At 50.1% G+C, this 26036-nt stretch carries 25 protein-coding genes and 1 tRNA gene; 8 read left to right on the forward strand and 18 right to left on the reverse strand.

Going from position 1 to position 26036, the window contains the following annotated elements; all coding sequences use genetic code 11:
• Positions 1-15: 15 nt before the first annotated feature.
• From J9260_RS06630 to J9260_RS06665, 8 genes are all read right to left on the reverse strand, one after another.
• Entirely contained in the window at positions 16-1461 is a 1446-nt protein-coding gene (locus tag J9260_RS06630; protein WP_210220233.1) for an ATP-binding protein, read from the reverse strand.
• Positions 1462-1465: 4 nt separating this feature from the next.
• On the reverse strand, positions 1466-2524 hold the full coding sequence (locus tag J9260_RS06635) for a hypothetical protein (RefSeq protein ID WP_210220234.1): 1059 nt from the start codon (positions 2522-2524) through the stop codon (positions 1466-1468).
• A gap of 10 nt (positions 2525-2534) precedes the next feature.
• On the reverse strand, positions 2535-3785 hold the full coding sequence (locus J9260_RS06640) for a TIGR02594 family protein (RefSeq protein ID WP_210220235.1): 1251 nt from the start codon (positions 3783-3785) through the stop codon (positions 2535-2537).
• Entirely contained in the window at positions 3782-3985 is a 204-nt protein-coding gene (locus J9260_RS06645) for a hypothetical protein (RefSeq protein ID WP_210220236.1), read from the reverse strand. The genes J9260_RS06640 and J9260_RS06645 overlap by 4 nt, the downstream gene beginning before the upstream one ends.
• Positions 3986-4011: 26 nt before the next feature.
• On the reverse strand, positions 4012-4539 hold the full coding sequence (locus tag J9260_RS06650) for a hypothetical protein (RefSeq protein WP_210220237.1): 528 nt from the start codon (positions 4537-4539) through the stop codon (positions 4012-4014).
• Positions 4536-4778 (reverse strand): hypothetical protein, encoded by a 243-nt coding sequence (locus J9260_RS06655; protein ID WP_210220238.1) that lies wholly within the window; start codon positions 4776-4778, stop codon positions 4536-4538. The genes J9260_RS06650 and J9260_RS06655 overlap by 4 nt, the downstream gene beginning before the upstream one ends.
• A gap of 156 nt (positions 4779-4934) precedes the next feature.
• Positions 4935-6197 (reverse strand): hypothetical protein, encoded by a 1263-nt coding sequence (locus tag J9260_RS06660; protein WP_210220239.1) that lies wholly within the window; start codon positions 6195-6197, stop codon positions 4935-4937.
• A gap of 158 nt (positions 6198-6355) precedes the next feature.
• Positions 6356-6595 carry a helix-turn-helix domain-containing protein gene (locus tag J9260_RS06665; RefSeq protein ID WP_210220240.1) on the reverse strand — a complete coding sequence of 80 codons (240 nt, stop codon included), beginning with the start codon at positions 6593-6595 and terminating at the stop codon, positions 6356-6358.
• A 91-nt stretch (positions 6596-6686) separates the two neighbouring features.
• Between J9260_RS06665 and J9260_RS06670 the strand changes: the two genes are divergently transcribed.
• Entirely contained in the window at positions 6687-6983 is a 297-nt protein-coding gene (locus tag J9260_RS06670) for a helix-turn-helix domain-containing protein (protein WP_210220241.1), read from the forward strand.
• Between the two features lie 24 nt (positions 6984-7007).
• On the opposite strand, the gene J9260_RS06675 is transcribed toward J9260_RS06670, so the two are convergent.
• Complete coding sequence (locus tag J9260_RS06675; protein ID WP_210220242.1) at positions 7008-7586, reverse strand: PIN domain-containing protein; 579 nt, start codon at positions 7584-7586, stop codon at positions 7008-7010.
• Positions 7586-8032, reverse strand: coding sequence for a helix-turn-helix domain-containing protein (locus J9260_RS06680; RefSeq protein ID WP_210220243.1), 447 nt, complete (start codon positions 8030-8032; stop codon positions 7586-7588). The genes J9260_RS06675 and J9260_RS06680 overlap by 1 nt, the downstream gene beginning before the upstream one ends.
• 223 nt (positions 8033-8255) lie before the next feature.
• Between J9260_RS06680 and J9260_RS06685 the strand changes: the two genes are divergently transcribed.
• From J9260_RS06685 to J9260_RS06705, 5 genes are all read left to right on the forward strand, one after another.
• Positions 8256-8468 carry a hypothetical protein gene (locus J9260_RS06685; protein WP_210220244.1) on the forward strand — a complete coding sequence of 71 codons (213 nt, stop codon included), beginning with the start codon at positions 8256-8258 and terminating at the stop codon, positions 8466-8468.
• Positions 8465-8638 carry a hypothetical protein gene (locus J9260_RS06690; RefSeq protein WP_210220245.1) on the forward strand — a complete coding sequence of 58 codons (174 nt, stop codon included), beginning with the start codon at positions 8465-8467 and terminating at the stop codon, positions 8636-8638. Before J9260_RS06685 ends, J9260_RS06690 begins: the two co-directional genes overlap by 4 nt.
• A gap of 24 nt (positions 8639-8662) precedes the next feature.
• The gene (locus J9260_RS06695; RefSeq protein ID WP_210220246.1) at positions 8663-8887 is read left to right on the forward strand and encodes a hypothetical protein; all 225 of its coding nucleotides are present in this window, start codon (positions 8663-8665) and stop codon (positions 8885-8887) included.
• Positions 8888-8889: 2 nt separating this feature from the next.
• Positions 8890-9183 (forward strand): hypothetical protein, encoded by a 294-nt coding sequence (locus tag J9260_RS06700; protein ID WP_210220247.1) that lies wholly within the window; start codon positions 8890-8892, stop codon positions 9181-9183.
• 140 nt (positions 9184-9323) lie between these two features.
• Complete coding sequence (locus J9260_RS06705; RefSeq protein ID WP_210220248.1) at positions 9324-10481, forward strand: hypothetical protein; 1158 nt, start codon at positions 9324-9326, stop codon at positions 10479-10481.
• Positions 10482-10742: 261 nt separating this feature from the next.
• Here J9260_RS06705 and J9260_RS06710 read toward each other — a convergent pair.
• The 3 genes from J9260_RS06710 to dnaG form a co-directional block, all read right to left on the reverse strand.
• A tRNA-Ile gene (locus J9260_RS06710) sits at positions 10743-10818 on the reverse strand.
• Positions 10819-10830: 12 nt separating this feature from the next.
• Complete coding sequence (gene rpoD, locus J9260_RS06715; protein ID WP_210220249.1) at positions 10831-12705, reverse strand: RNA polymerase sigma factor RpoD; 1875 nt, start codon at positions 12703-12705, stop codon at positions 10831-10833.
• 75 nt (positions 12706-12780) lie between these two features.
• Positions 12781-14571 (reverse strand): DNA primase, encoded by a 1791-nt coding sequence (dnaG, locus tag J9260_RS06720; RefSeq protein WP_210220250.1) that lies wholly within the window; start codon positions 14569-14571, stop codon positions 12781-12783.
• A gap of 93 nt (positions 14572-14664) precedes the next feature.
• Between dnaG and gltB the strand changes: the two genes are divergently transcribed.
• Both gltB and J9260_RS06730 read left to right on the forward strand, forming a co-directional pair.
• Positions 14665-19257, forward strand: a complete 4593-nt coding sequence (gene gltB / locus J9260_RS06725) for a glutamate synthase large subunit (protein ID WP_210220251.1) — start codon at positions 14665-14667, stop codon at positions 19255-19257.
• An 18-nt stretch (positions 19258-19275) separates the two neighbouring features.
• A complete protein-coding gene (locus tag J9260_RS06730; protein ID WP_210220252.1) occupies positions 19276-20766 on the forward strand; it encodes a glutamate synthase subunit beta in 1491 nt (496 codons plus the stop codon).
• Positions 20767-20840: 74 nt separating this feature from the next.
• On the opposite strand, the gene J9260_RS06735 is transcribed toward J9260_RS06730, so the two are convergent.
• The 5 genes from J9260_RS06735 to J9260_RS06755 all read right to left on the reverse strand — a co-directional run bounded on the left by J9260_RS06735 (position 20841) and on the right by J9260_RS06755 (position 25981).
• Positions 20841-21239, reverse strand: a complete 399-nt coding sequence (locus tag J9260_RS06735) for a hypothetical protein (protein ID WP_210220253.1) — start codon at positions 21237-21239, stop codon at positions 20841-20843.
• A 78-nt stretch (positions 21240-21317) separates the two neighbouring features.
• The gene (locus J9260_RS06740; protein ID WP_210220254.1) at positions 21318-21818 is read right to left on the reverse strand and encodes a hypothetical protein; all 501 of its coding nucleotides are present in this window, start codon (positions 21816-21818) and stop codon (positions 21318-21320) included.
• Positions 21819-21833: 15 nt separating this feature from the next.
• A complete protein-coding gene (locus J9260_RS06745) occupies positions 21834-24650 on the reverse strand; it encodes a porin (protein ID WP_210220255.1) in 2817 nt (938 codons plus the stop codon).
• A gap of 19 nt (positions 24651-24669) precedes the next feature.
• On the reverse strand, positions 24670-25491 hold the full coding sequence (locus J9260_RS06750) for a hypothetical protein (RefSeq protein WP_210220256.1): 822 nt from the start codon (positions 25489-25491) through the stop codon (positions 24670-24672).
• Between the two features lie 28 nt (positions 25492-25519).
• Positions 25520-25981 carry a hypothetical protein gene (locus J9260_RS06755; RefSeq protein WP_210220257.1) on the reverse strand — a complete coding sequence of 154 codons (462 nt, stop codon included), beginning with the start codon at positions 25979-25981 and terminating at the stop codon, positions 25520-25522.
• Between the last annotated feature and the right edge of the window lie 55 nt (positions 25982-26036).

The following is a 26036-nucleotide window of genomic DNA, read 5'->3' on the forward strand; positions in this document are numbered from 1 at the left end:
CAGCAAAAACCAGACTTATCTCCCCTGTTTCCACTCCCAATACGCCTTGTCCTTAACCCTGCTCACCTGCTTGCCGGATGACACGTAGTAGCTCATGTGTTTGCCAAGGTTACGGATGGATTCCATTAAATCGTCCTGTGCGGATTTGTCAGTGACATTGAAAATAGCGCGGATGTCCTTGGGGCTGATCTCATCCACCGAATGCACCACCCACGACTTCATGTAGGCCGCGTAGTTGTCTTCACCGGTACGGAAATGGGTGATTTGTTGAGTAGAGAGAATCGTGCCAATCCCGTATTCACGACCCTCCTTGAGGATGCGTTTGAGTGACGGGAAATCTTGGCTCATAAAATTATCCGCCTCATCCGCAATCACCATTTTGCTGATCTGACGAAAATCACCATCGACTTGCGGCTTGCCGTTGCGCTGCATCTGCGCGTAGAACAGGTCAAGGGTGAGGGCAACCACAAGGTTTTGGATACTGGGGTCATCACCGGCTAAGTCGATGATGGTGATCCCGTCCCGCTCAATCAGTTCATGCAAACTCACAAGGTTATCTTGCTGGTCTTCAAAAATCTGGAAGCTCACCAGTTTGGATAATGCCGCATACAACGAATCTTTTTCCGGTTCCTCCGCCAAGAAAACTTCCCACACGTCTTGGATCGTGGGTGCAGGACGTTGCCATGTGGCGGGTTTATCGGGATGGATACCCGCGAGTTGGTAGCTTTCCGCAATCGCCTCTTGCAGTTTCAGCCGCTGCTTTTCACCCAAACCGAAGGCACGCGCCACGGTGTCAGTGAAAGCCGACGCAGCACGCACCGGCAAACGCGGCACATCCCCAAACAGCGACAACGGATTGTACGGTAGTTTGTACAGCTTATGGCTGGTTGCCCCCACCGCCTGCTTAAAATCGTCTTGGGTATAGTCCGACTTGTAGTCGAAGATCAATTGCCCCAGCGGGGCGCGGTTTTGTTCCGTCATACGTGACAACTGCCAGATCACCGACTTCACAAACTGGGTCTTGCCCGTCCCCATCGTACCGATAATCCCCATGTTCGGGTTCAAGGTGGCACGGGTATCGTTCGGCAACCAATAAACGGATACCTCGCCCGTATTGCCCTTATCGCCGTCGCCGCTGCTGTCGCTCATGGCAGTACCCAGCAGCACGGCCGCACCCAAGCTCACCGCAGGGGAAGGTAACTGCCCATCCGTCGCCGCTAAGCTTTCAGCCTCATCCACACCGATAAAACCCGCAGGTGGATCACCCCAAAACCCTTCCCGCCGCCAGCGGGTAATGTGGCGGTCATAAGCTTTCCAGCCAAGGTAAGAAAATAACCCTGCCAACCCCACCGGGGGTGCAAACAATGTCCCAACCGCCACACTCAGTGTCACTACCGCACCACCGCTTAATGAATCGGGGGCAAAATGTTCAGGACGTACCCGACCGATCATGCTTGTCATCGTCTTATCTCCCCAAACGTTCTTGCTTCAATTCTTTGATCAGGTTTTGGCGGTCTTGTAGTGGCAAACTGTCCCAATCAATCCCGGCTTGTTGGTATTGCAGCCGCAATAACATTTCATCATCAATCGCGTGATAATCGGGGGCTGCTTCAAACGTTGTTACTCCGGCTTGTTCCGTTGGCAATGCCGCGTTATTGCCGCCACCTTGTCCAGCCAATAACACCACCGCAATCAACGCCACCCCGGCACTGGCAATCCATGCCGGGGTATTACTCACTGCCTTTTTCATGCCTAAATCCAGCATGGCCTTTTCATTTTCTTCGGCTTTCGCTTGCGCTTGCAGGATTAATTGCTGGTTACTTTTTTCCAGATGGATGCGCTGTTTTAACACCTGTTGCTGGCGCAATAACGCATAACGTTTAGCCTGTTCATCCAGTAATTCACGGTGTACCGGGCTGGTCATTAAGGCTACCTGTTTTAACGCCTTTGCAGTCATTTCCTTGGCAGAAGGTTTTTTCTCAATATCCCGCCATTGCCAACCATTCACACCTTCTTTGGGCTGGACGATCAGGCCGATGTCTTTCATGAGCGGGATAAGGGCTTCCCTGACATAGTTCTTGTTAATGGTTTCCTGGGTATCATCCGTAATCAGGGTTTCGAGTTCACGGAGATTCACATCCATACCGGGACGCATCAAGCGGGTTGTGACGGTAATGGCTTGTAGTTGATCCTGACGAGGACGCTCTTTGTTGGCTACAAAGAACTTGGCGAGCCTTGTCCGAACTTCCTCATGCATAAAATAGGAATTAATGAATGCCTTGCGAATTTCTTCTTGTTTTTTAATATCATCAGCTTGCTTACAAGCCATTGCTAATCCGGGGATGACTTCCGCTTCATGGTCGCTTTCTGACAATTTTCCACCCCAAAACCCGTCGCCAAATTTCCGCCAAATTCCTGCCAAACCCAAATCCCCCTGAAAACCGCTGTTTTCGGTTGCATCCACTGGCTTATCAGCGGACTTGACCGGGAGAGTGACCACGTTGTGTGCTAATGCGTTTTCCATGATTTTTTCCTCAAATAAACTTCTTGGGTGCAGTGCGGTAGCCGAGTACCCGGTTGATGGGGAAACTGTTAATACTGACCCATTCGCTGTGACGGCTACCGGGTTCTGTTTGGTTGCCACCAAGGATCAAGACATTCCCATTGCTATCAAAACCCTTAAAAAATCCAACATGACCCAACCAGCCATCGTGGCTGCCGCGCCATAACACCACAATGTCCCCCAGCTTCGGGGTGTCGGTTTTGGCTCCCCAGTTAAGGAAAGACCGGGCGTTCAATTTCCCCGTCCCGGCAATGCCATTTTCGTGCAACACCGCATTGGCAAAGGCGGCACACCATGCAGTGACATCCGGGTTTAAACTAAATCCTGCCTTGCGCATGAATACCGCTAATTTCCGGTTATTGGCTTCCTCATGCAGCCCAATAAAGCGGCTGGCGGTTGCTATCACATCGGTGGTTTTAACGGCGGCTGCGCCAATTCCGGCGTATTCAGAGGCATAAGCACCGCCTTTTTTGGTGTTTTTGCTGTGCAAGAAATAATCCACGGCGGTATTAATCCCTTGCAGGTGCGCTACTGCGACAAAACCGGCAATCTTTTCGTATTGCCCCTCACGCAATACCCCGCGTTTAAAACCTTCTTCGCTATTAAAATTGGCCAGTTTGACAAAAAACGTATCTTGAATTTCAGGGCTTGCCATAAAGCTTTCAAAGCTATTACCCGTCGTCCAGTTATTATTATTTTGCAGGAACTCAAGGTGTAATTTGCCGCAACTCCCGGCCTTAATGCAGTCCGCCGCCACGTCGAATACTTCACGTTTGATGTAACCGGTTTGTGCCAAAGCGGCGGCACCGCCTTGGTAGCCGCCCAAATAACCGAAGATGTTCCAGCCCTCATAGCTGCCACTGTTCTCACGCTGGATGATCGCCTTCATCAGTGCCACGGTTTGCTCATTGGACAGCCCTCGCAGGGCTTGCCCACGGTACATACTGGGCATGGCATAGTTAATACTGGCAAGCCACGCCCCGGCGCGTTCAGCAGCGGTATTGACCACCTCAAACGCGGTATCCACCGCCTCACTGACCGGTGTTCCGGCAGTGCGCAACGGGCTTAACACCATGAAATACGCCATCAGTGCCACCGGTAAAGCGAAATACCATTCCATTTGCGGACGGGTACGCAACCACGTCACATGGGTAATCGCTTTCAATTCCGCCAGATCGTACTTGATTTGGGCGATGTCACGGGCAATGGCAGTGGTACTCATTGCTGCATCCAGTCCGGTAAGAATTTCAGGAAAAACCCGCGTATTTCATCCGAGAGCTGCTGGAAAAACATCCCCAGCATATCCCCCGCCCATGTCACGATCAGTGGCATGAGGAAATTCAGCAGCAGGAAAATCACCAGCAACCACTTACCAACGGGTGTGAAGACATAAAACCCAACGTGCGCTAATTTGTAATACATGGAATTTCTCCTGCGTTACCAAGGGATTAGATTTGTTTTTTCCACTCGTAACCGGTGGTGCAGGCACGTACCCCTGCCATTGTCTTCGTCCACGGCATTGCGCCTTGCTCACACTGCTGGCGAGCCACAGCAGAAATTGCCTCACCACGGACATAACCTTGAAACAGTGCGTTTTGCCCAATCCCCGCGTTATTGCCTGCACTTGGCGCGTTTGAGGTCGACTTAATCGCATGGGCAGCGGTCGCCACACCGTCATAAGCCCCTTCTGCCACACTGAGCAACTGCTTGAAATTGATGCTCACCCCGTTAGCAAATAGACTGACGGTCAACAGGATCGCCATAATGCCACCAACCGTTTCGCGGCTGGCAATCAAGGCTCCACCAATGAGCAACCCCAAAATGGAAGCCGCCACACTCCACGCCTGACTCCCGCCGACTTCAATCACCGCCACCTCGGTAGCCAGTGCGGACAGCAGCGACACCGCACTGATCCCCAACGTCGCCACACCGATAAAAGTGGACGCATTCGCCCCGTAGTAATTGTCGCCTATCATTGCTTATTCTCCTGATTACCGAAATTTGCCGCGCACCAGTTCTGCATGAACTGGTAATTGTCGTTGTCACTCACCAACACCGGTTGTTGTTCGCCTTGTGCCGCCCTGATCTGGTTAAGGCTGGCAGTGACCGCCGCCTCATCATCACCACTGAGATACCAACCGGTTGCCACACCCAAGCAAAAAATAATGGCGAAGTGGGTGGAGATGCCGTACCACTCTTTCATGACGAGGCTCATGGATGGCTCCTTGCTAATTGCACATTCGTTGCAGGTGTAACCACTTTTCGTTGCAGGTTTGTTGCAGATTCACGGCTTCCCGTTGCAGGTACTAATGACACATACATTACCCCTAGGAGGGTTTTATTCAGTTTTTCGATAGAAGCAACTTCCATGTTATTTGCCTCTTATTCTTGCTAAATTAATGACATTTCCCGCATCCACTGCTGCAATCTTTTCAAGGGTTGGATAGAAGTAAATCCAGCCTTTACCTTGCTGTTCACGATTTAAGAAACCGCGCAGATAAGCCTTCTCCTTGATCTTACGGACGCGAGTACGTCCCCAACCTGTCGCCATCATCATTTCATCTGTCGTAATTAATCCTTGATTATCGGTTTCAATACAATGATTTTCTAATAGGATTAATACATCATTCTCACTGACATCTTGAATTTTTGGTGTTGTAGCACCCGTTGCATGGGTCGTTGCACATTCCATTGCACCCGCAACGGTAAGCGTTACACGTTGCAGGGCTGCATCGAGTCGTGCCGCTGCACCTGCAACGGTAGATAAAGCGTTATTACCAACCTTCTCCATGTCACCAGCCACATCCTTCAGTTGCTGCAAAGTGTCTTTCGCTGCTTGATTGGCTGCTTGCAAGCTCACCACTCGCCCCTGTTCCTGCTCACGCTTGTGGGTTTTGAACCACCCGGCAAACAACACGAGTAACAGTGTCATTAGGTCATACAGGCTGGCGCGTGCCAGTATTGCCCGATCCAGTGGCACGTCTGCTGTATTGGGAGGCGTGTTCTGCTGTGCTGTTTCAGCTACAGGAGTCACAGGCGTAGCCGTCAGTCGTTGGGTGTAATTCTCCAACCGCCCCATGAGCTGACCAATCTCGGTATTGCGTTCTGCGATAGCCTTGCGTAGTTGGACTGCCTGCCATGCCGCACCTTTTTGACTGCTACCGTCCAGATCAGTCACGTGGCTTGCATCAGTCGCATTGAACTGGCGCAGGTCTTCAATCTGCTGGCGTAAGTCGGCTTGCTGCTGTTGCAGTGTTTGGGTTACTGCCGCCTGCTGCTGGCGTACCCGTTGGGCTTCCGCTTGTGCATCGGTTTGTTGCTGACGCAGTTCTGCCTGCTGTTGTTCCAGCAAGGGCAGTGTTATGTGCTGGTAGATGGTGTAACTGCTTAAGGCAATCGCGGAGGCGGCAACGAACCCAGCTACCACTCGCTTGACAGCACCCTTATGGTTGAAAGCCACTTCACAACCGGCGTATACCGCAATACCCAAAGCAATAGCACCCGCCGTTGACAGCAACAGGTCGCCGTTAGTCTCAGTCATGAGATATGCGCCCGTTCCCTTAATGCTGGCAGCCGTGGTCAGGGCACCGGCTACGTAGAAAACAGTTTGCGGTGACAGGGAGGGTAATTTCATGGTGTTGCTCCTAGTTTGGGCAGGGTGCTGGATTGGTACACCGCCCGAACAGGCCATCAGATTCACGGAAAGGGCAGCGGGGGCAGCGGTGATCGGCACAGGTAGCAGTAACCCGCTGTAAAATTCTGGTGGGGTTACTTAGTACGGTTGTGGTAGCATTATTCATGGTTTCCGCCCACCTGAGCTTGTTCTGGTGCGGCTTTCAGGTGCAGTGCAATCGCGGCTTGGTGGGCTTGCCCCCGCAAACCGGGCAGCCTTGTGTGCAACAGAGAGTTGACCACATTGCGACTGAAGCCGTTCTCACGACACCAGCCTGCAATGCTGATGCCATTGGTGCGGAACCAAGCAAGCACCTCTTCGGGGGTGAGCAGGGTGTTCGGATGGGGGGATAGGGTCACGTCTATTCTCCTGTTTGAATGTGTGTTGTTGTGGTGATTGTGGGACTTTATAGTCTCTAAAGTCAATATTAAAAGGACTATAAAGTCTTAAATGAAGCACGAAAGTACATCACAAAGCATCGGGCAACGCCTGCGGGAGGTGCGGGGGGGGTTGACGCAAGCAGAATTTGCAGAAAAAATGGAAGTCGTTAGCAAGACGATTAGGCGATATGAGTCTGATGAAACCATTCCAGATGGGATTTTTTTGCTTAGATTGAAAGCAATATTTAATGTCGACCCAACATGGGTGCTGTTAGGTGGTTTAACACCGCCTGAGAATCATAAGTATGAGGTTGCGATTCAAGAAATTTCTTCTATTATTGCAAATCTTGAGAAGGGGACGGGATGAAAAGAATTACTGTAGCTGAATGCTTCAGATAAGCTCCTTACGTTGCTTAAGGAATGCCGCTGTGCGGGGCAACTGTTGACGCAACAATGTATCTAAGAATTCATCGACAGTTCTTGGTGGATTTTTCAAGCTCGCCCTTTGTTGTCGGGCAGTCAGTAAAATCATTTCGGGGTATAGATTAGTCAGGTGGCTGATAAACTCATCAGGGTGCTGTGCCAAAATACCGAAGGGTTTTAGGTAACTAGCAGGAAAGTCTTTCAGATTAAACGTGACAATAACTTCTGCTTGCCCCTTAATCGCCGCAGCTAATACATGCCTGTCATTCACATCGGGCAATTCTAAACCAGCAATAAGTGGTTCATAACCTGATACCAGTGAATCCATAATTGCAGCATTCATCTTACCAGCAGTCATTTCCAAACGTTCACGGGTCAGCTTGGTGTTGTTCTGTAAAGCGTTGCATATCCATTCTTCATGAATTTGTTGCGTCCATTTTGCCCGAAATACACCCGTCCACGCCAACCGCACCAGAAAATCACGCAAGGGTGCTGGATAAAGCACACAGGCATCGTACAAAACTGTAAAATTTTGACCTGAAAGCATTAGTAACCCATCTCAAATTCTTGGGCTTCGGCAGTCAACTCATCCAGTAGCAGCATACTGGCCTGATCCCGTTTTTGCTTGTACTCCATTAAGTCTTTAAAGAAAACGCGACGACGTACTCCATTCTTATGAAATGGTATTTCCCCAGCTTCTATCAACTTTACTAAATAGGGACGTGAAACATTTAAGATGTTAGCTGCTTCTTGGGTGGTCAATTCTTTGTGGATCGGAATGAGAGATACGGCATCACCCCGCGCCATTGCATCCAAAATGTCCACCAACAAGCGAATAGCTTTTACGGGAACTTGCAGCAGTTCATTGCCGTTATGAAGGCGTAAACAAGCACTTTCTCCTTTGCCAATGCAAGCAGCCAACAAACGGCTGCTCTCAACAGCAAGCTCGGTATCTTCTTGCGTCGGGACTTGATAACTGACTAAGGCAGGCATTTCTGAAAACTCCTTTGGCTAACATCGTGCATTCATTATAGCAGTAAACGAAACGAACGAAATGGCAAGTTCTACCAAATCTTCTCTCACAGGCGTTGTCCGGTGTTTTGTGATGTACTTTTGTGCTTGGTTTAAGACTTTATAGTCCTTTTGAATATTGACACTAGAGACTATAAAGTCTCATAATCACCACAACAACACACATTCAAACAGGAGAATAGACGTGGACGACAACACCCTGTCCTTGGTGAAAATTGCACAAGAGATTTGCAATCGCGGAACGAATCCCCGCCAAGCTACCGTGCATCTGCTGGATGCAGCTAACGCCATTCCCGCGTTGGCCTTTTTAAAACAGGCCGATCAGGAACAAGCCATTACCGAATTAGCGCGTCGCTTCAGTGGCTATGCCACCAAACCGTGGGAGTCAGTGCAATGAACATCGCCACTCACACCGAACAAGAAGCCAAACAAAAGCTCTGCCCCAAAATGATGGTACAGGATGAATGTAGGGGCAGTCGCTGCATGGCGTGGCAGTGGGCAGCATTTGAACGCCTGACTTGTGGAACCGGATTACTACCTCACCATGCAGAATCTGCATTTGAGTGATACCGTGAAAATGATCAACACGAAATGCCTAGCCTTGATGCAGCCAATTTTTACCAACCCCTTGGTGAAGGCTGGCAGTTCCGCGCATTTGAAGCCGGTGACGATGGCTGGGAAGCACACTGGGAACGTGATGCTGACTCGGAACGCAAGGGCTATTGTTCAATGCTGCCTCATCCACTGGCAGTCATGGAAATACTCAAAGCAGTTGTTACTGCTATTGATAATTCAACCAAGCAGGGGAGGGAATAGGCATGACAAAACGCACCTTACGTGAAATTCATCGTGAGCATTTAGGCGCGGCACGTGGTTTACGCCATCACTGGAAACAATCACTGGAACAAGATGGCTTAACCACTGATGCAGAATTGCGTGATCTACGCATTGAAGCCATTAGTGCTAGTCATTATTGGCTCAATGCGGCCACAGAAGCTCGCCGTCAAATCACCTACCAGCGCAAATACGGCAATAACACCCTGAATGGCTTTCAATTTGTTACCACCTCCTTTCAGCAATACAACCCAGTACCGCCAAAACTTCGTATTTAACGCAGAACCAGATACTCACCCTCTCACATTCACCCTACCCATAAGACTGTGTTTTCAGCCTTACGGGCAGGTTTTGCCAACTAACAAATACGCGCAAGTACGCGGCGAACGGATCAATTTACAAGGAGACAATGATGCGTATGGTTCGACTACTGAAAGCCATCATTGATGCGGATTTCAGTAAATCCAATTTAACAATGAGCCTCACACTGCTGATGCAATTAGCGGGATACGGTAAGACAGAAGACGACCTTTCCGATTCACGCCTAGAGCAATTATCAGGATTGCGGCGTGATCGTGCGCGTGCAGCGGTTCGGGAAGTCATGGCAACGGGCTTATTTGAAAGCGCGGGGAAGGGCAGATTCGGAACAATTTACCGTATCCCCAAACACTTCCTCAGCACTCAAGGAAAGGCAGGATTTCAAATCCGACAAGGAGCCAGTGAAACGGATGCCTATCTCGCCACTGATGACGCAGAAGAAACAAGCGCCAACACTCGTATTGACCCCGGTTCCGATACGCTAGACGTGCTGACTGCCTTGAAATCCCACTACCAACAATTGTTAGATGCCCATCAAACACTGGTCGAATCTCACCGCAATTTAGTGATAGCCAACCAACATTTGGTCGAAACCAACCAGCTATTGGCCAAAACCTTCCCCCATTTCGGTAATAATAACCCCACACTGGGTGAGTCTTTACCCCCAAATGGGGTGGACTCCAACCCAGTATTGGTAACAGACAATAAAAAACCATTACACACTAAAACCTTTACACCTAATCCCCCTACAGTCCCCCAATCATGCCCACACACCGATGAAGTCAGTCAGGTGGATGACAGTATCAGCGGTATAACGTCAAATCATGGCTTAAGCCAAGTAGCGCTACGCTACCCTGATGAACTATCAACAGAAGAACGCGCTCAAGCACCGAGCAAACTTGATGGCCTACATCCTGTGGTCGCCCAAGAAGTACTCGACGTACTCGCAGCGAAAATAGCGCATGGAGAAGTAAAAAAATCGACTATCGGCTTATTGGTTTGGTTAGCCAACAGTGCCCGCTCCGGCACGTTCGACCGCACTCCTGCATTGGAATGGCGTAAACAACAGCAAGAACAGCAGGGAAGGCAGGCTAAAGTAACCGTGACCGAGTTGAATAACCTTGCCAACGAGATCAAGGCTTTGCAGATGATTTACAAGGCTGGTGGGATAGAGAACCCTGCCTCATTGGAAGTCATCAACTCCAAGAAAGCAGCGTATTTTCAAAAGCTTGAAGCTCACAAGGATGCGCCGGGGTAGGGGATACTTAAACCGATGGGTATCATTGTGACTCAGTGACATAGACAGTGGTAGGTGAAGAAATGTGTTGTCATTTTGCAATGTTTTATTTGAACGAGATCTGGTGAAAATGCCCTGAACAAGAGCATACTACTGGCAGAGGAAAACCTCTATCAGAGCAGCACTGAAGAAAAAAGGTAGCATATTGGTAGCATCGTCAAAAAGATAGCGAACAAGGATCTGAGGTTTTATACACAAATCCTTGTTTCTAAAGGAGAAAAATGGTGGGCCCACACAGACTCGAACTGTGAACCAAAGGATTATGAGTCCTCTGCGCTAACCATTGCGCCATAGGCCCGGTAGACGGGTTTTAGTTGGTTGGCAACTGACCGGGGTCGTATTCCAAGAAGCTGCGAAGCATATCCGAACGGCTTGGATGGCGCAACTTACGCAACGCTTTGGCTTCGATTTGACGAATACGTTCACGGGTAACATCGAATTGCTTGCCGACTTCTTCCAGCGTGTGGTCGGTATTCATGTCGATACCGAAGCGCATCCGCAGCACTTTCGCTTCACGGGAAGTCAGGCTTGAAAGCACTTCGCGAGTGACTTCTGACAAGCTTGATGTAGTTGCTGATTCAATCGGTGACAGAATGTTACTGTCTTCGATGAAGTCACCCAAATGTGAATCTTCGTCATCACCAATCGGGGTTTCCATTGAAATGGGTTCTTTAGCAATTTTCAGGACTTTACGGATTTTATCTTCCGGCATTTCCATTGCTTCAGCCAATTCTTCCGGCGTTGCCTCGCGCCCCATTTCCTGCAACAAACGGCGCGAAATGCGGTTGAGCTTGTTGATGGTTTCGATCATGTGCACCGGAATACGGATGGTGCGTGCCTGATCCGCGATGGAACGGGTAATCGCCTGACGAATCCACCAAGTGGCGTAAGTTGAGAATTTGTAACCACGACGGTATTCAAATTTATCAACGGCCTTCATCAAACCAATGTTACCTTCTTGAATCAGATCCAAGAATTGCAGGCCACGGTTGGTGTATTTCTTGGCAATCGAGATAACCAAACGTAAGTTGGCTTCCACCATTTCTTTCTTGGCGCGACGTGCTTTGGCTTCGCCAACCGACATATTGCGGTTAATGTCTTTGATCTGAGGAATGCTTAAATTGCATTCACGCTCAATTTCCAGCAATTGCTGTTGTGCTTCATGAACTTTGGGCAACAAATTCAACAGACGCGCATGATCGCCACGCTTGCTGCTGCAATAACGGTTGAGCCATTCCAAATCTGTTTCATTCTGCGGGAAGCTGTCAATGAAACCTTGGCGTGCCATACCGCCTTTTTGAACGCATAACTTCATGATATGACGTTCATTTTGGCGAATACGGTCAACAATTTCGTTAAGTTGTACCGTTAATTGCTCAATGATTGGCTGGGCTAAACGGAATTCCATGAATTTCGCAGCCAAAGCATCACGCGCAGTGGTGTAAGCCAGTGCGTTATTGTCGTTGGAGGCATTTTTCGCGGTTTCGTAAAGTTCACGCAACTCAGCAAACTTCAAACGTGCTTCTTCAGGATCAGGGCCGGTATCAACGGGGTCGGCTACGTCGTCTTCGTCTTCGTCAACAACGGCGGCATCGTCATCGCTTTCGGCTTTAGCGTCCAAATCCGTTTCATCCACGGTTGCTTGGAAAGCGGTAGCCAAGTCCTCATCAGGGTTCACGAAGCCATTGATAACGTCGGTTAAACGGACTTCTTCAGAGTCAATTTTATCGGCTTTTTCCAGCAGAATTTCGGTTGATGCGGGGTATTGTGCTAACGCTCGCAGGATTTCATTCAGACCTTCCTCAATACGGATCGCGATTTGAATTTCGCCTTCGCGGGTCAATAGCTCAACTGTGCCCATTTCGCGCATGTACATCCGCACGGGGTCGGTGGTGCGCCCAAAGTCACCATCGACGTTGGCTAACGCAGCAGCGGCTTCCTCAGCGGCTTCATCGTCAGCCTGCACAGCTTCGTCGTTTAATAACAGCGAATCCGCATCGGGGGCATGTTCATAGACAGTAATGCCCATATCGTTGATCATAGCAACGATGTCTTCAATCTGTTCCGGGTCAACAATCGTATCGGGAAGATGGTCGTTAACCTCGGCATAGGTCAGGTAGCCTTGCTCCTTACCTTTGGCAATCAGCTCTTTCAAACCGGATTGCTGCTGCTCTTCTTGACTCATGCCCTAAACTCTCTGGAAAAAAGGTCGGTAATTGTATCACAGTTTTCTAAAATGCCATCCGCTGTTTTAGTGCCGTTAACCCGGCAAATGATGCAGTTCAGACAGTAAGCATAGTAAATCGTTGCGTTCTTGCGCGGTTAATCCTTCAACCTGTTCCTGCTGCAACAGCTTATCTAACTGTTGTTGCTGTGCTTGTCGCCGTATTTGCGTCAAACAATCACGAAACTCCTTGAGGGGAATATCGCTGTCAGCAGGATACTGAAATTGTCCGCTGGTGAGGCGCGACAAGGCCGCTTCGTATTCGGTTGCGCGAAACCGCTCCACTAAAGCTGCGGTTTGTATGTGGGGATGCGCTTCAATGATTTCAAGGATCGCCAAAAATAAGTCGAGTCCTGCCACTTCGTAACGCGCCCATTGTTCGGGATTACCTACTTCCTGTGCAAGATTTGGGTAATCCAGCAATAGGGCAATCGCGTGACGCATCGGGGTACGCCGCACCGTTTGCTCATTGAGGCGCGATTGGCGGATCGGCGGTGCTTCCGGTGCGTTATTTTTGGCGTATTGGTTGAAAATCTTTTTTTGCCCCGGATCAAGCGCACCCATACGCACCAATTCCGGCATTAGCTGGCGTTTTTGCAGGATATTAGGCATTTTAGCCATTAACATCGCTGCTTCTTTAACAAACTTGGTGCGCTCTTCCGTGACATTCAACGTGGCATTTTCACGAAAACCAAGCTGATTATTAAGTCCAATCATAAAGAATTTCGTCAACGGCAACGCTTTTTGCAGTGAGGCTTCAAATGCTTCTTTGCCAATTTGACGGACGTGGCTGTCAGGGTCTTCGCCATTGGGAAGGAATAAAAAACCGACATTTTTATCATCTTGGAGTTCGGGTAAAGCATTTTCCAAGGCTCGCCACGCCGCTTGTTTGCCTGCTCTGTCGCCGTCAAAACAGAAAATAATTTCCGGTACAGTACGAAATAACAGTCGCACATGCTCCGGTGTGGTTGCCGTTCCCAATGTTGCCACGGCGTAAGTGATGCCGTATTGCGCAAGGGCAATCACGTCCATGTAGCCTTCAACCACCAACAAGCGTTCCAGTTTGCGGGTGTGTTGACGTGCTTCAAACAACCCGTACAGCTCAGAACCTTTGTGGAAAATCTCGGTTTCGGGCGAGTTCAAATATTTAGGGGTGTCGTTGCCTAATACGCGCCCACCGAAACCGATCACGCGCCCACGTTTGTCACGGATGGGGAACATAATACGTTCACGAAAGCGGTCATACACTTTGCCCGCTTCATTTTGAGTAGCCATTCCCGTTGCAAGGAGTTTCTCCTCGCCGTAAGCCGCTAATTTTCTTCCTAAATTATCCCAGCCACTGGGAGCGTAACCAATACCGAAGCGTGAAATAATGTCTGCACTTAAGCCGCGTTGTTGTAAATACTCACGCGCCGCAGGATTTTGAGGGAGTTGCGCTTGAAACCAATTCGTTGCCTCCTCCATAAGTGTGTATAAACTTTTGTTAGTGGGCTTGCGTTTTGGTGCATCTTCCGCACCTTCGCGGGGCACTTGCACTCCGGCAGTGCGGGCGAGGGCTTCGATGGCCTCTGGATACGCTAAATGTTCGTACTCCATCAAAAAAGAGATGGCAGAACCGTGTGCGCCGCACCCAAAACAATGGTAAAACTGTTTCGTCGGACTCACCGTAAACGACGCTGTTTTTTCGTTATGGAAAGGGCAACAAGCTTGATATTCGCGCCCCGCCTTTTTGAGAGGCACGCGCGAACCTATCACGTCGATAATGTCGACGCGGGTAAGCAGTTGGTCGATAAAGTCTTTAGGAATGCGTCCTACTGTATTTGTCATCTCTTTCCATGCTGTGAAAAACGCGCTAAGGTGTCTAGCCCTGACTCTGTATTTTGTACCATAATAGCAACCCTTTTAATGTCTGAGATTCCGATGAGATACACTGAACTACCCCTAGCACAAGGGCTTTATGACCCTGGCTTTGAACACGATGCTTGCGGCATGGGTTTTGTGGCGCACCTGAAAGGCGTTAAGTCACACCGGATTGTCCAGCAGGCACTGAAAGTACTGACTCACATGGAACACCGAGGTGCGTGCGGCTGTGAAGAAAATACCGGCGATGGCGCGGGTATCTTGATTCAGATGCCACACAGCTTCTTGGCGACAGAGTGCGCAGGCTTAAATATTAAGTTGCCCGAACCGGGGCATTATGCAACTGGCATGGCATTTTTGCCACAGGAAAGCGACGCACGCGCTGCGTGTGCTGCGGTCTTCGCCCGTATCGTTGAAGAAGAAGGCCAAACCTTGCTGGGCTGGCGCGATGTGCCGGTGAATCCGACGCCGATTGGCAAAACTGCACTCAAAGCGATGCCGTTTATCCGCATGGCATTTATCGCTAAATCGGCTGATGTCGCTGAAGGTATCGACTTCGAGCGCAAATTGTACGTGATTCGTAAGCGTACTGAAAAAGCCATTAACGCGCTGGAACACGGTCACATTTACTTCCCCAGCCTGTCGTCACGCACCTTGGTTTACAAGGGCATGTTGACCACAGAACAGGTGGGGCAGTTTTATAAAGATTTAGGCAATCCGCACCTTGAGTCGGCGATTGCGATGATCCATTCACGCTTTTCCACCAACACCTTCCCAAGCTGGGAACGTGCGCACCCAAACCGTTACCTGATTCACAACGGTGAAATCAACACCATGCGCGGTAACGTCAACTGGATGAATGCGCGTCAGGGTGTGATCAAAACCGAGGTATTCAACACCGAGTTGAGCAAACTGTTCCCGGTTGTTAACCCGAACGGCAGTGACTCCGCGATGTTTGATAACACGTTGGAATTCATGTATTTGTCGGGATACTCCCTGCCTCATGCGATGATGATGATGGTTCCTGAACCTTGGTCAAACCACGAAAGCATGAGCGCGGAAAAGAAAGCTTTCTACGAATACCACAGTTGTCTGATGGAACCGTGGGATGGCCCGGCGGCAATGGGTTTCACCGACGGTACGCTGGTGGGTGCAACGCTTGACCGTAACGGTTTGCGCCCTTCACGTTACTACCTCACCAATGATGACATGATCATTCTCGCCTCTGAAGTTGGTGTGCTGGATGATCTTGACCAAAGCACTATCGTTTCCAAGCAACGCCTACAACCTGGACGCATGTTGTTGGTCGATACCGCACAAGGTCGCATTATTGCGGATGAAGAAATCAAGCAGCAAATGGCAACTGCCAAGCCTTACCAGGATTGGTTAGCCAATAACTTGGTGGAAATCGCCGATCTGCCAGAAGCCCCCCATCATGTTTTGCCAGAACACGAAACTTTGGTACAACGCCAAAAAATGTTCGGCTACACCTACGAAGATGTGCGTAAGGTGCTTGTGCCGATGGCGTTGACCGGGATTGACCCATTGGGTGCAATGGGCATCGACTCGCCGATTGCGGTTTTATCCAATCAAGCGCAACCATTATTCAACTATTTCAAACAGTTGTTTGCACAGGTGACGAATCCACCGATTGACTCTATCCGTGAAGAAATCGTTACCTCGGCATACACTACGCTGGGTTCAGAAGGTGATATTACCGCGCCGAATGCTGCCAGTTGCCAACAAATCTTGCTGAAAACCCCGATTTTGGGCAATGAAGAGTTAGCGAAACTCACCCACATTCAGCGTGAGGGTTTCCAGTGCGTTACGTTACCAATCTTGTTCCGTGCTGCTGATGGTGCAACCGCGCTGGATGGGGCGATGGAACATTTGTTTGCTGCGGCAGATAAAGCAGTTGATGAAGGTGCGAATTTAATCGTATTGTCCGACCGCTTGGCGGATGCGGATAATGCACCGATTCCATCCTTGCTGGCGGTTGCTGGCTTGCATCACCATTTAATTCGTGGTGGTAAGCGTACCCGTGTAAGCCTGATTCTTGAATCCGGCGAGCCGCGCGAAGTGCATCATTTCTGCACCTTGCTCGGTTACGGCGTGCAGGCGATTAACCCGTATCTGGCGTTTGAATCACTCGATGATTTGATCCGTGAAGGTTTGTTGCCCAACCTCAAGCACGATTATGCAGTGCAGAAATACATCAAGGCCGTAACCAAAGGCGTTATCAAGGTCATGTCGAAAATCGGCATTTCCACGATCCAGTCTTACCGTGGTGCGCAAATTTTTGAAGCACTTGGTATTAACCACACGGTCATCGACAAATATTTCACTGCTACTGCTTCGCGCATCGGTGGGATTGACTTGAACATCATCGCCAAAGAAGCGTTGATGCGTCACCAACTGGCATATGACCATCACGATGCTGAACAGCGTTCCCTGAAAGCGGGTAACGTGTTCCAGTGGCGGAATGAGGAAGAAGAGCATCAGTACAACCCTGCGACCATTTACGCGCTGCAAAAAGCCGTAAAACTGGGTGACTACAAACTGTATAAACAGTACAGCAAACTGATGCACGAAGACGCGGAAGTTAAATTCAACCTGCGTAACTTGCTCGACTTTAACTATGCCGAACAGCCGTTGCCACTGAGCGAAGTCGAATCGGCGCAAAGCATCGTGAAACGTTTCAAATCCGGTGCAATGTCGTTCGGTTCAATCAGCCAAGAAGCGCACGAAGCCTTAGCGATTGCTATGAACCGTTTGGGCGGACGCTCTAACTCTGGTGAAGGCGGCGAAGATCCGGCACGCTTTATTCCCGATGCGAACGGCGATTCCCGCAACAGTGCCATTAAGCAAGTTGCATCCGGTCGTTTCGGTGTGACCAGTTACTACCTGAATAACGCCGAAGAAATCCAGATTAAACTGGCACAGGGCGCGAAACCGGGTGAGGGCGGGCAGTTACCGGGTAAAAAAGTTTATCCGTGGGTAGCGCGTGTGCGTGGTACAACACCGGGTGTTGGCTTGATTTCGCCACCACCGCATCACGATATTTACTCGATTGAAGACTTGTCACAGCTCATTCACGACCTGAAAAACGCCAATAAACGCGCGCGGATCAACGTCAAGCTGGTATCCGAAGTCGGTGTCGGCACGATTGCTGCGGGTGTTGCTAAAGGTAAGGCGGATGTCATCCTGATCTCCGGTTACGACGGCGGGACGGGTGCTTCCCCGAAAACCAGCGTGCAACACGCCGGTTTGCCGTGGGAGTTGGGTCTGGCAGAAACGCATCAAACCTTATTGCTCAACAACCTGCGTAGCCGCGTGCGTCTGGAAACCGACGGCAAGCTGATGACTGGGCGTGACGTAGCAGTGGCGGCATTGCTGGGTGCGGAAGAATACGGCTTTGCGACGCTGCCATTAGTCGCATTGGGTTGTGTAATGATGCGCGTTTGCCATCAGGACACTTGCCCTGTCGGTATCGCGACTCAGAACCCTGAGTTGCGCAAGAAATACGCTGGCGACCCGCAATACGTGGTTAATCTGTTGATGTTCATTGCCGAAGAGTTGCGCGAATACATGGCGAAACTCGGCTTCCGTACCATTGATGAGATGGTAGGGCGCGTCGACAAACTGCGCCAAGGCACAGCGGAAGGTCACTGGAAAGCCAGCACGGTGGATTTGAGCAAATTGCTGCACACGCCAGAATTGGAAGAATGCGACGGTATCCGCTGCATCCGTGCCCAAGATCACGGCATTGCGCAATCGTTGGATGAGCAGAAAATCCTGAAAGCGTGCCAACCGGCCATTGATAACGGTACTGCGGTGACGGCTGAGTTCGAGATCAAGAATATTGACCGCGTAGCAGGCACGATTACCGGCTCAGAAGTGACCCGTAAATACGGTGCGGCAGGCTTGCCAGAAGACACCATCCGCTTGAAGTTCAACGGTTCGGCAGGGCAAAGTTTCGGCGCATTCGTTCCGAAAGGCATGACGCTGGAACTGGAAGGTGATTCTAACGACTACATCGGCAAAGGTTTGTCTGGCGGCAAAATCATTGTGTATCCACGTAAAGATGCACAGTTTGCGGCTGAAGATAATATCCTGATCGGCAACGTCGCATTCTTCGGTGCCAGTGACGGCGAAGCCTATGTGCGCGGTGTTGCGGGCGAACGTTTCTGCGTGCGTAACTCCGGGGTACGTGTCGTCGTCGAAGGCACTGGTGACCACGGTTGCGAATACATGACCGGCGGGCGCGTGGTGGTGTTGGGTAAAGTAGGGCGTAACTTCGGCGCGGGGATGTCCGGCGGCGTGGCTTACGTTTACGACCCTAGCGGCATTTTGGCAGTGAGCGGCAACACTGAAATGGTGGCTTACAGCCCACTGTCTGACGCTGACGAAAAGACCGAAGTGAAAGCGATGGTCGAAAAGCATGTCCTGCACACCGGCAGTACACGCGGCAGCATGATCTTGGGCGACTGGGATAAGCACGTGGCTGATTTCGTGCGCGTCATGCCGAATGACTACCAACGGATGTTGGAAGCGATCAAGTCGTTTGAACAGCAAGGTCTGTCTGGCGAAGAAGCCTTGATGGCAGCTTTCACCGCAAACAATAGCGACGCCTCGCGTGTCGGTGGCAACTAAGGAATAAGGGTAACAATCATGGGTAAACCTACTGGTTTCATGGAATACCAGCGCGAGCTGCCAGCCGACCGCGCCCCGTTGGAACGTATCAAAGACTGGCGTGAATTCCACCTGCACTTCGAGCGCGAAGCCGAAAACCGCGAACAGGGCGGACGCTGCATGGAATGCGGCATCCCATTCTGCCAAACCGGCAAAATGTTGCCCGGTGGCGCGAGCGGCTGCCCTGTCCACAACCTGATTCCTGAATGGAACGATATGATTTATCGCGGGTTGTGGAAGGAAGCGTTTGAACGCCTGCGCATGACCAACAACTTCCCAGAATTTACTGGGCGGGTGTGTCCTGCACCGTGCGAAGGTTCTTGCACCCTCGGCATCAGCGAACCACCCGTCACCATCAAATTGAACGAAGTGTCGATTATCGACAAAGCGTTTGAGGAAGGTTGGATCAAAGCTGAACCGCCCAGCGAACGCACTGGCAAAAAAGTTGCCGTCGTTGGTTCAGGGCCTGCGGGTATGGCCTGTGCTGACCAGTTGAATAAAGCGGGTCACGAAGTCACGGTGTACGAACGTGCTGATCGCATAGGCGGCTTGCTGATGTACGGCATCCCCAATATGAAGCTGGATAAACAGGCAATCGTGCAACGCCGTGTCGACTTGATGGCAGCCGAAGGCATCCACTTCGTCACTGGCGTGGAAGTAGGTAAGGATGTATCCGCCGAGCAACTGCGTACCGATTTCGATGCGGTAGTGCTGTGCGCGGGGGCTACCCAACCGCGTGATCTGCCAGTGGAGGGGCGTAACCTCAAGGGCGTGCATTTCGCGATGGAATTCCTGACAGCAAATACCAAAAGTCTGCTGGATTCCAACTTAGCGGATGGCAACTACATTTCTGCCAAAGGCTTGGATGTGATCGTGATCGGCGGTGGTGACACGGGTACTGACTGCGTGGGTACGTCAGTACGTCACGGCTGCAAATCCGTGACCCAACTGGAAATCATGCCGCGTGCGCCGGATGCGCGTGCCGCTAACAATCCTTGGCCGGAATGGCCGCTGGTTCACAAGATTGATTACGGTCAGGAAGAAGCAGCGGCAGTATTCGGGCGCGATCCGCGTGATTACCTTATTTCCACCAAGAAACTGGTCGGCGATGAGAATGGTCATGTGAAAGAAATTCATACCGTCGGGGTGCGCTGGGAACAAGGTGCTAACGGGCGGATGAATTTGATCGAAGTCGAAGGCACAGAAGAAGTGTTGCCTGCGCAATTGGTATTGCTGGCCATGGGCTTTACAGGGCCTGAAAAGACCCTGATTGACGCGCTGACTTTGGCAACTGATCCGCGTGGCAATGTACAAGCCGATTATGGTAAGTATGCCACTAACCTGCCGGGTGTATTTGCAGCGGGCGATATGCGCCGTGGACAAAGCCTCGTGGTGTGGGCGATCAATGAAGGTCGTGAAGCAGCGCGGGAATGTGACCGGTTTTTGATGGGTAAGACTTACTTGCCTTAACTCTGCAAATGTCTTCATAATACCAACTCCTCTCCCTGTCACGAGAGAGGAGTGCTTGGTTCGATTACGTGGTGCTATTGCGCCAATGTGTACACAATGTTCATATCACCGCTGGTGCGCGTAGCATTGAACGCTAATACACCATTCTTCACCTGTTTGATCCCGATATGGCAAGTAATGGTCGAAGCGTTAGGTGTTTCTGGGCATTGAATCGCATCCGCACTTACTGCAAGACTAATACCGGATGGTGTGATTTGTAGTTTGGTGTTTTCATCGTTAGAACTGATTGATAACTGGCTATTACCTGTAGCAGTGGTTCCACTTCCTGTAAAACTAAAAGGTATTGCGGGTTCGACACTGACTAATGCCACTTTAGGCACGGTAATCTTTATGAGTTGTGAATCGCTTTCGGCGAACACGGCAACGGTCGAAACAGTTAATAACAAACCAAATACGGCATGATGGGGTTGCATCGGAGACTCCTTGCGTTCTGACCCCCTTACGTTAAGTCATCTGCTTAGGATTGTCGCATTCTCACGACTAGCGGGTGTTTAGTTTTGCGTTAACGTGTACGTTACTTCTATCGGATAGTTTCCATGTGGAATCATTACGCCGGTACTGGTTCCTCGTGCAGTAAGTCTAATTTTACCTGTTGTGCTTTGCATCATGCCAACGGTCGCGAATGTTGTACCGCTATTAGATATGGCGGGGGTGTTGAAACCTCCAGGAAAACCGCTAAGGTTACTAATTTCAAGCTGTAAGTTGTTTGTAGATAAATCAATATTTGTTTTTACTTCTAATCTGGCAGCACTGTTGTTTGAACTGATGGCAACAAGTGGTTCGTTATTGCTTGGAGTGGCAGGGTCAACAAAACCTTGCCCTGCGTCTGTTGGCGGAGTGAATGTAAAGGCTGGGGAAATATCTTCTACATCGATCAAGGCAACTAGAGGAATGGTCACTTTGAGTGTTTGTATTGCAGTATCCGCAGCATGTGCCAGTACAGTGCTTATGCTGATACAAATAGTGACGAATGTGTAATAAAAGGGTTTCATGGTTTTTCCTATGGGTTAACCAGCGACATTAAAGCCACCGCTAGGGCCAATCTTTTTGATGCTTTGTGCACTAGGTAACGCACGAATCAATACTTCTTGCGTGCCGCCACTGCTTAAGTCAATCTCAAATTGCGTTTGTTCGAGGCGGTAATTTGCAGGTACTTTTTCGCTATCAACGACAACTAATTGCCATTGCCCCGGTGGAATGCCTACAAAGCTGAAACTGCCGTCATGTAACGTAGTACGTTTGTGAACAATGCGTTTACCCGTGTTTCCCAGCGGGCGCAGCTCAATTAACACCCGCCCTAAACCATTGCCGGGGCGTAAATTATTGGTATTATTCGGCTTAAATACGGATGCCACCGTATCAACTTCGTAGAGTTGCAGCTTGCCGCTGAGCCGTGCCGCAGGGTGTAATTCCAAAACGGGTGTAATGGTTTGGCTGGCTTGCACGCTGACACCGGCTTCTTCGCCTTCGCTACTGAGCATGTAACCTTGGGTATTGGGGCGGCTGGCATCGACTTGCAGGGTGTAATCTTTCGCCACAACATCGGGATAAGTGAATTCGCCCTGTTGATCGGTAACTGCGTACTGCCCACCCATTTGCACCACGACTTCGCTGGCAGGTCGTTGATCGGCTGCGTAACGCACCTTGCCGCGTACTGAACCAATGTTATTGCGTTTACGAATCGGGGCATCCAGCGGCACACTGTATTCCAGTTGAACCACATTATCTTGACTGGTTTTGCCATCGCTGGCTTGACTATTGGTGCGGCGTGCATTGATCCCCAGCGTGCCACGGCGTTTCATATCATGGGTGAGGCGTGCTTCAAAGCTATCTGCGTGGGTATTTTCGCTGGCGTTTTGATTGCGTTGCACATACCCGCTAAGTGCTGTTTTACTGTTCAGTTGGTAAGTGCCGTTAACCCCGGCGGAAAAGGTTTTACCTTCGCTGTCTAAATCGCTACTGATGCTATAAAACGCATTGGCACTCAGGGCTTTGATGGGTTTCCAACTGATGGTTAACCCCTTTTTGTGGCCTTTCGCGCTGGTTTTGATGCGATCTTTACGCGAGCCACGCGCCAATTCTGCACGTACATGAAACGTTTCAAACTGGTGCTGGTATTCCAGTGTGGTTGCTGTAATGTCACGGTCAGTCGTAGGGGTTGGGCGTAAATCTTGCTCTTTACGTTGGCGGTGTCCGACACTAACTTCGATTTGTTGTTCATCACCAAAACGACGACTAATACGTGCGGTGTGTTCCTTGTCTTGACGAATTTCTTTGCTGAGATCGTGCTTTAAATTGTTGCGGGTATGGCGTGTGCCGACTTCCGCACTGGTTTTGTCGTCAATTTGGTAACGCGCATTGGCAAATGCTTGTTTGGTGTCGGTATTGCTGCCATCAAACGTAGCGTCTGCTTGCAGGTAAGAAGCGTTGACTCCTAAATCTTGCCATTGCCCATTGGCATCAATGCTCCAGGCTTTACCGTCATTATCAGCGGCGGCTTCAGTACGAATGCCGACACTTTCACCCCGCCATCCTGCATTGACGCTGGTTACGGTGTCTTTTTTGGCAGGTTCAGTAACCGTGGCGGCAGTTTCGTGTTGAATAACGCTTGCACCCGTTTCAAATTCATCCCACTGATAACGGACTGCTGCACCGGCTACTTTTTTTTGGGTGGTATCACCATCGCGGCTCTTACCTGTAAAAACACGCGCTTCCAGTGGTTGCCGTTTTTTGGCATTTTTGGGGGCGTAAGTCGCCTCAATGCCAATCCCGGATAGGGAATTGCCACTCAAATGACTGCCATTAAAACTATGATGTCCGGTTTTGACCTCTAATTCGCCGTTGTCGTAATTAAATTGGTACTCGGCTTGTTGGTTGTTATCGGTATTGTTCGCGGTACTGTCTTTACCATTACGTAGGCGCATTTCAATATTATGTTGACCTGCTTGATCAATTGCACCGCGTGCGTAGTATTCTACTTGTGCTTGATATTCGCTGCTTGAGCCACCGTCGGCATTATTACGCTGTTGCTGGGTGTAACGCGTGGTAAGTTTCCCCGGCAATTTTTGATATTTCCCCAAGCCTTTGGGAGTACGGGCAATCAGTGGAATGCTCACAGATTCTTCGGCTAATTTACCACCTCCACGCGCTTCTAAGGTAACGCGATAACTGCTGGTTTCCTCAATTTCACGTGGAATTTTACCCTTAATACGGATATTGCCGGATGCACCAGCAGCCAGTGTCAGGGCTTTGGGTTCAACTGCCGTAATGTAATTTTCTTCATCACTGCCATCAAGTTGATAAGTCACAGCCCGATTGCCGGTATTTTCTAAAATGAAATCGACCGCAAAGTCTTCGCCGCCAAGCAAGCTACTGGGGGGCGCAATCGCGGCTAATTTGACACCTGCTTGAGCCGCCATTTGCACCGTAACGGTTTGCGCACTGATTAAACCGCCGTTGTTTTGTGATGCAACCTGATAACCAATGTTATACGCACCGGAAGCTGTGCCGCGCGGTGCAACCACGTGAATTAAACGTACTTCGCGTGCGCCACTGGCTAATAAAAAGGAGGCGGTATTGGTGACTAACTCCCAACCTTCAGGCAGGTTAAGGCTTTCTTCCAGTTGTTGTGCTTGACCTGAGCGGTTTTCTATCTCAAAACGTAAAGTGATAATGCCTGGTTTGTTGGCGATGATTTGGCGTTGCCCCGGCGTAATACTAATGTCATCGGCTGCTGTTGCCGTTTGTGCCAACACCAACAAGCTGGCGGCTAAGGTCAGACGCACAGCTCGCTGAGTGGTGGTGATTGGCACGGATGTTTGCACGGGGTGTTACCTGTGTAACTTATTGAATGGTCAAATTGACATCAGAACCAAATACTTGCCCGCCGTTGTTATCTTCAGCTGCAAGCAGAGCCTTGTAATTGCCCGGTTGTAAGTTGTTCAATGCAATGCTGAACGCTTCGCGCTCATTCGCGTAAAGACCGTGGGTGTCTGCTTCAAATTTGCCAACATTATTACCATCGGTGCTGAAGACATCGAGCCATACTTTCGGACGGCTATGGCGCGTACCAGTGTTTTTCACATTGACATGGAAAGCACGTCCGCCTTGGGAATCTTTGGCGACTTGTGGCGCATCAAATACCAAATTCGCTGCGGCTTGGTTGCCCACGTTGGTCAATACTTGCACGGCGTAGCGCACTTTTTGATGAATCGTCAGGGTTGGCTTGTCGTTGGTTGCCGGGGCAAGTTGTGATTCAGGCGATTTATTGGATACAGGTTCAAGCATTAACATGCTCCAATAGGAGCCACTCACATTACCACCGGGAACTTGCAGGGTATAGGCTACCGTTTGGCTTGCGCCGGGGGCGAGCATCACGCGATCTGTGCCGAGACTAATCCAATTCGCGTTAGAGCGGGCGTGACTGCCAGTGCCGGGGGCATATTCAGTGCTGCCATCGGCTTTGACTTTGACATCTTCTTGGTAGATTTTGACTTCAGCAGGTTCATTGCTGGTATTTTTCAACTCCAGTACACCACTGACAGTGCCACCGGGGTTAACCGTGTATTCGTGGGAAAGCCCGCCAGACAGCATCACCGCAGCATGTGCGGAATGTAAAGAGAATAGGCAAGCCAATGCTGCCATTTTAAAAGCATAGTGTTTCATCTAATTAGCCCCTGTTGTCTGCAAACCCTTACGGGATTATGGTTACTTCGTATTCGATTTGAATGTCTTTAATGCCGTTCCCGTCAGTAACATCGAAATTGCTGATTTCAAATTCCAATGGAATGTTGCTGACGTTACCGCTACCTGTGAACAATGGTAGGAATACTGTGCCTAATGTTTGGTAAATACTGTCGCCGCCATTGGGTTCGTTGCCGTCTGTACCACGTCCGGTGCGTTTGGTAGCAATCGTTAAGCCATTCACCAAATTGATTAGGCGTACAGAGAGCGTCCATGCTTGGGAACTGCTGCTGGTATCACTAATGGTTATGCTAGTAGTTGTTGTGAAACTGTCATTGTAATAAGTGCCAGCATTGGTGATGTTATCGGGTAATGAATGAGACCAATCGTCAGCTATCACGGAAATAGCATTCGCGGGTAACGCCGTTATTGCCAAGGCTACCCCTAGCAAAAAATGTTGCCAAAACTGCATATTATCGCCCCAGTTTCCTCTAGCCCCCAACGTCTGGGAAGCCGCCCCCCCAGAC

It is taken from the genome of Thiothrix unzii (assembly GCF_017901175.1).
GTDB classification, from domain to species: Bacteria; Pseudomonadota; Gammaproteobacteria; order Thiotrichales; family Thiotrichaceae; genus Thiothrix; species Thiothrix unzii.

Bases quoted from the DNA above. Each gene is read 5' to 3' on its own strand.
- J9260_RS06735 (WP_210220253.1), bottom strand. From the start codon at position 21,239: ATGCAACCCCATCATGCCGTATTTGGTTTGTTATTAACTGTTTCGACC.
- J9260_RS06645 (WP_210220236.1), bottom strand. From the start codon at position 3,985: ATGTATTACAAATTAGCGCACGTTGGGTTTTATGTCTTCACACCCGTT.
- gltB (WP_210220251.1), top strand. From the start codon at position 14,665: ATGAGATACACTGAACTACCCCTAGCACAAGGGCTTTATGACCCTGGC.
- J9260_RS06690 (WP_210220245.1), top strand. From the start codon at position 8,465: ATGAACATCGCCACTCACACCGAACAAGAAGCCAAACAAAAGCTCTGC.
- J9260_RS06700 (WP_210220247.1), top strand. From the start codon at position 8,890: ATGACAAAACGCACCTTACGTGAAATTCATCGTGAGCATTTAGGCGCG.
- J9260_RS06640 (WP_210220235.1), bottom strand. From the start codon at position 3,785: ATGAGTACCACTGCCATTGCCCGTGACATCGCCCAAATCAAGTACGAT.
- J9260_RS06630 (WP_210220233.1), bottom strand. From the start codon at position 1,461: ATGACAAGCATGATCGGTCGGGTACGTCCTGAACATTTTGCCCCCGAT.
- rpoD (WP_210220249.1), bottom strand. From the start codon at position 12,705: ATGAGTCAAGAAGAGCAGCAGCAATCCGGTTTGAAAGAGCTGATTGCC.
- J9260_RS06670 (WP_210220241.1), top strand. From the start codon at position 6,687: ATGAAGCACGAAAGTACATCACAAAGCATCGGGCAACGCCTGCGGGAG.
- dnaG (WP_210220250.1), bottom strand. From the start codon at position 14,571: ATGACAAATACAGTAGGACGCATTCCTAAAGACTTTATCGACCAACTG.
- J9260_RS06750 (WP_210220256.1), bottom strand. From the start codon at position 25,491: ATGAAACACTATGCTTTTAAAATGGCAGCATTGGCTTGCCTATTCTCT.
- J9260_RS06635 (WP_210220234.1), bottom strand. From the start codon at position 2,524: ATGGAAAACGCATTAGCACACAACGTGGTCACTCTCCCGGTCAAGTCC.
- J9260_RS06675 (WP_210220242.1), bottom strand. From the start codon at position 7,586: ATGCTTTCAGGTCAAAATTTTACAGTTTTGTACGATGCCTGTGTGCTT.
- J9260_RS06655 (WP_210220238.1), bottom strand. From the start codon at position 4,778: ATGAGCCTCGTCATGAAAGAGTGGTACGGCATCTCCACCCACTTCGCC.
- J9260_RS06740 (WP_210220254.1), bottom strand. From the start codon at position 21,818: ATGAAACCCTTTTATTACACATTCGTCACTATTTGTATCAGCATAAGC.
- J9260_RS06730 (WP_210220252.1), top strand. From the start codon at position 19,276: ATGGGTAAACCTACTGGTTTCATGGAATACCAGCGCGAGCTGCCAGCC.
- J9260_RS06705 (WP_210220248.1), top strand. From the start codon at position 9,324: ATGGTTCGACTACTGAAAGCCATCATTGATGCGGATTTCAGTAAATCC.
- J9260_RS06680 (WP_210220243.1), bottom strand. From the start codon at position 8,032: ATGCCTGCCTTAGTCAGTTATCAAGTCCCGACGCAAGAAGATACCGAG.
- J9260_RS06755 (WP_210220257.1), bottom strand. From the start codon at position 25,981: ATGCAGTTTTGGCAACATTTTTTGCTAGGGGTAGCCTTGGCAATAACG.
- J9260_RS06695 (WP_210220246.1), top strand. From the start codon at position 8,663: ATGCCTAGCCTTGATGCAGCCAATTTTTACCAACCCCTTGGTGAAGGC.
- J9260_RS06660 (WP_210220239.1), bottom strand. From the start codon at position 6,197: ATGAAATTACCCTCCCTGTCACCGCAAACTGTTTTCTACGTAGCCGGT.
- J9260_RS06650 (WP_210220237.1), bottom strand. From the start codon at position 4,539: ATGATAGGCGACAATTACTACGGGGCGAATGCGTCCACTTTTATCGGT.